The sequence below is a fragment of the Sphaerisporangium sp. NPDC004334 genome, assembly GCF_053602655.1.
On sequence record NZ_JBSGDZ010000072.1, the window covers coordinates 1 to 4,712 of the forward strand.

At 70.8% G+C, this 4,712-nt stretch carries 1 protein-coding gene; it reads right to left on the reverse strand.

Annotation, left to right across the window (positions count from 1 at the left end):
• On the reverse strand, window positions 1-4,709 hold a 4,709-nt coding region (locus ACWEN6_RS40765), incomplete at its 3' end, for an SDR family NAD(P)-dependent oxidoreductase (RefSeq protein WP_452577565.1).
• Window positions 4,710-4,712: the final 3 nt, after the last annotated feature.

Below are 4,712 nucleotides of genomic sequence, written 5' to 3' on the forward strand. Positions count from 1 at the left end.
ACCGCCTCCACCCGACCAGCCGACAACGACGACACCACCCCGTCATCCACCACCCCCGCCGCATGCACCACCGCACGCAACGGCCACGCCCCACCAACCCCCTCCAGCACCAACTCCAACGCATCCCGATCAGCCACATCACACGCAGCCACAGACACCTCGGCACCCAGCCCGGTCAGCTCATCGCGCAGTTCAGCGGCGCCAGGGGCGTCCAAGCCACGGCGAGAGACCAGCAACAGATGCCGCACCCCATGCACCGCCACCAAATGCCGCGCCACCAACGCACCCAACCCACCGGTACCACCAGTGACCAACGTCGTCCCATCGACCGGCCACACGACCTCGGCATCCGCACCCCCCACCTGGCCGGCTGCCCCAGACGACGAGATTCCACCCTCCGGGCCGGGGGATGCCAGGTGGGTCATCCGGGACGCCCACAGCCGGCCCCCGCGCACCGCCACCTCCGGCTCACCACAAGCCAGCGCGGCACGCACACCACCCGCAAAGCCGTCCTCACCACCATCGACGGCGGCCGGCACCGCACTCGCCGATGCACCCTCAGGACCGAGGGCGACCTGCGCGCCTTCCACTGAACCGTCGTCCGGGTCGAGGTCGATCAGGGTGATGCGGCCGGGTTCTTCCGCCTGAGCGGCCCGCACGAGCCCCCACACCGCAGCCTGCGCCGGATCCGGAACCTCGCCGTCGGCCACGGCCACCGCGCCCCGGGTCACCACCACCGCCGGCCGCGCGTCCGCCTCGGCCAACCATGACTGCAACTCACCCAGCACTTCACCGACGACCCGGCGCACCCGCACCGGAACCGGGACGTCACCGTCCACGGGTGCTCCACCAGCAACCCCTGGCGAAGACGCGACATGCAGCATCGCGACGTTCGGCATCCCAGCAGCGGTCTCCGCGGCACGCTCGTCCACCGCGTCCAGCGGCCGCCAAGTCACCTCGTACAGCAAGCGGGCCGTGACCGCGCCGCCCACCTGCTCAGAAGTCAGCGGTCGCGCGGTCAGCGTCTGCACCGAAGCCACCGGCCGACCGGCGGGGTCGGCCAGGTCCAGCCGGGTGACCGCCTCGCCGTCCAGGCGGCGCAGCCGTACGCGCAGCGCGGTGGCGCCGGTGGCGTGCAAGGTGACGCCGCTCCAGTTGAACGGAATCAACGGACCGGTCTCCCCGGCATCCTGACCGGCGTCCTGCACGGCCAGCATGCCCACATGCATCGCCGCGTCCAGCAACGCGGGATGGACGCCATAACCCGCCGGATCAGCGACATCAACCGGCAGCGACACCTCGGCATAAAGGTCCCCACCACGCGTCCACGCCCGCGTCAGGCCATGGAAAGCGGGGCCGTAGCCGTAGCCGTGGTCGACCAGGCGGTCGTACAAGCCGATGGTGTCCAGTGGCTCGGCGCCTGGCGGAGGCCAGGCCTGGCTCAACTCCGTCGGGGTGTCTTGAGCGGTGGCGGGGGTGGGGGTGAGGGTGCCGGTGGCGTGCCGGGTCCACTGTCCGTGGTCGTCTTTGGAGTGGATGGCGATCTGGTGCCGGCCGTCTTCGTCGGGTGGGCTGAGGATGATCTGCAGAGTGATGCCGTCGCTGGTGCTGTGATGGCCGGTGCCATTGGTGGTATCGGGAATCGGCAGGGGGGCGTGCAGGGTGAGCTCGTCGATGGTCGGGCAGCCGACCTGGTCTCCGGCGCGCAGGGCCAGTTCCACGAAGGCGGTGCCGGGCAGGATGGGGGTGGCGTTGATGGCGTGGTCCGCCAGCCAGGACTGAGCAGTGAGCGACAGCCGGCCGGTCAAGATGGCGCCCCCGTCGGGCTGCTCCACCACCGCACCCAGAATCGGGTGATCAGCGGCACGCAGACCAAGCGCCGTCGGGTCACCGGCCGGAGCCGAATGCAACCAGTAACGGCGATGCTGGAAGGGATAGGTGGGCAGATCCAGATCGCCGACGCGGGCCCCGGCCGAACCGGCCGGTCCGGCCGTTCCGGCTCCGGTGGTCCAAGCCGGCCAGGCGGTCCAGTCCACGGCCGTGCCACAGGTCCACGCCTGGCCGAGCCCGGCGACCAGTTGAGCGGTCTCGTCCCGATCGCGGCGCAGCAACGCCACCACCGTCGGGTCACCGCCGTCGTAGCCGACCCCGCGCCCGCCATCACCACCGCGGACCTCGGCGTGATCGCCGTCCCCACCACCGGTTCCGTCGAGGTGCCGGTCACCGACGTGGTCATGATGAGCGAGGGTCTGCTCGATCATCGGGGTGAGCTGGGCGTCCGGGCCTGCCTCGATGTAACAGCCGACCCCGTGTCCGCGCAGGGTGGTGATGGTGTCGGCGAACCGGACCGGCCGCCGCACATGCTCCACCCAGTACCCGGGCTCGGTGATCTCCTCGCCGGCCAGGTCACCCGACAGGTTGGACACCAGCGGCAGCTCCGGGCGACGCAGCGTCAGCCCCGCCACCACCTGCTCGAAGTCGGCCAGCATCGGTTCCATCAACGGCGAGTGGAACGCATGCGACACCCGCAACCGCCGCGTCCGGTACCCGCGCTCTCGCGCCCATTCCACGACCTGCTCGACCTGGTCGGCAGCGCCGGAGACCACCACCGACCCAGGCGCGTTCACCGCCGCCACCGCCACCGCCACCCGGCCGTACTCGGCCAGCACCGGGGCAAGGAGATCCTCGCCGCAGCCGATCGCCGCCATCGCCCCACCGGACGGCAACCCCTGCATCAACCGGCCACGAGCAGCCACCAACCGGCACGCATCCGCCAACCCCAACGCCCCGGCCACATGCGCCGCAGAAATCTCCCCCAACGAATGCCCCGCCACAAAATCAGGCCGCACCCCGAACGACTCCAACAACCGGAACAACGCCGTCTCCACCGCGAACAACCCGGCCTGAGCGAACACCGTCTGATCCAGCACCCCACCAGCGACAAACCCGCCAGCAGCAGAACCACTCGTCTGACTGATCTCGCCGGTCTCGCCGGACTGGCCGTTCTGGTTGGTCTGGCCGTTCTGGTTGGTGTGGCCGAGGATGATCTCTCGCAGGCTCGCACCATCGGCCAGGCCGGTCACCACCCCGTCGGCGGCGGTGAGTTCGGCCTCCAGGAGTGCGCAGGCCTCATCGAAAGCGCGGGCGAACACCGGGAAAGCCGCATACAACTCCCGGCCCATCCCGACTCGCTGAGCACCCTGACCAGAGAACACCACCGCCACCCGGCCCGGCCGCACCCGACCCACCACCGCAGCCGAACCCAGCACCCCGGCCGCCACCCCACCAGCCGCCAACCCCGAGGCCGCCAACCCACCGGTCCCCGGCTCACCGGCCGCCGATCTTCCGGCCGTCGACCCTGCGGCCATCGACCCGCCGGTCGTCGGTTCGCCGGTCGTCGGTTCGCCTGCGGCCAGGGTCCGCAGACCGGCCAGCAGACCCTCCCGGTCGGCCGCCGGCAGCACCGCCCGATACTCCAGAGCTGCCCGGCGGGTCAGGCCGGCGGCCACCTCGACCGGTCCGGCCGCATCGTGCCCGGTCATGAAGGCGGCCAGCCGAGCGGCCTGCGCCCGCAACGCGGCCTGACTCTTGGCCGACACCACCACCGGCACCATCACAGGTGTCGGTACAGGTACAGGCGCCGATCGCACCGGCGCCGGTGCGGTAGTCGCGGGGTCGTCCTGGGCCGTTGTGGCCGTGGTGCCGTCGCGCTCGCCCGACGGCACCACGGCAAGCGGCGTGTGCGGCGGCTCTTCGGCCGGGGGTTCTTCCAGGATGATGTGCGCGTTGGTGCCGGAGATGCCGAACGAGGACACCCCCGCCCGGCGCGGCCGATCCGCAACGCGCGGCCAGGGCTGAGGTTCGGTCAGCAGCTCCACCGCCCCGCCCGACCAATCCACCTTCGATGAGGGCGCATCCACATGCAGCGTCTTGGGCAACAACCCGTGCCGCATCGCCAGGATCATCTTGATCACACCGGCCACCCCGGCCGCCGCCTGGGTATGCCCGAGATTGGACTTCACCGACCCCAGCCACAACGGCGACCGCCGACCCTGACCATAGGCCGCCAGCAACGCCTGCGCCTCGATCGGATCACCCAACGCGGTGCCGGTGCCGTGTCCTTCGACCACGTCCACCTGCGCCGGACCGATCCCCGCCGACGCCAGCGCCTGAGCGATCACCCGCTCCTGCGAAGGACCGTTGGGTGCGGTCAGCCCATTGGAGGCGCCGTCCTGGTTCACCGCACTGCCGCGCAGCACCGCCAGCACCCGATGCCCACGACGGCGAGCCTCCGACAACCGCTCCACCACCAGCACACCGACACCCTCACCCCAACCCACCCCATCAGCCGCCTCGGCGAACGACTTACACCGCCCATCAGCGGCCAACCCTCGCTGCCGCGAGAACTCCACAAACGCATCCGGCGTGGCCATCACCGTCACCCCACCCGCCAGCGCCAGATCACACTCCCCGCTACGCAGCGCCTGCGCCGCCAGATGCAACGCCACCAACGACGACGAACACGCCGTGTCCACCGACACCGCCGGCCCCTCCAAACCCAGCGTGTACGCCACCCGACCCGAAATCGTCGCCCCACCCGTACCCGACGGCGCATAGTCGTGATACATCACCCCCGCGAACACCCCGGCACTGCTCTCCCGCAACGACGTCGGATCGATCCCCGCCCCCTCCAACCCCGCCCAGCACACCTC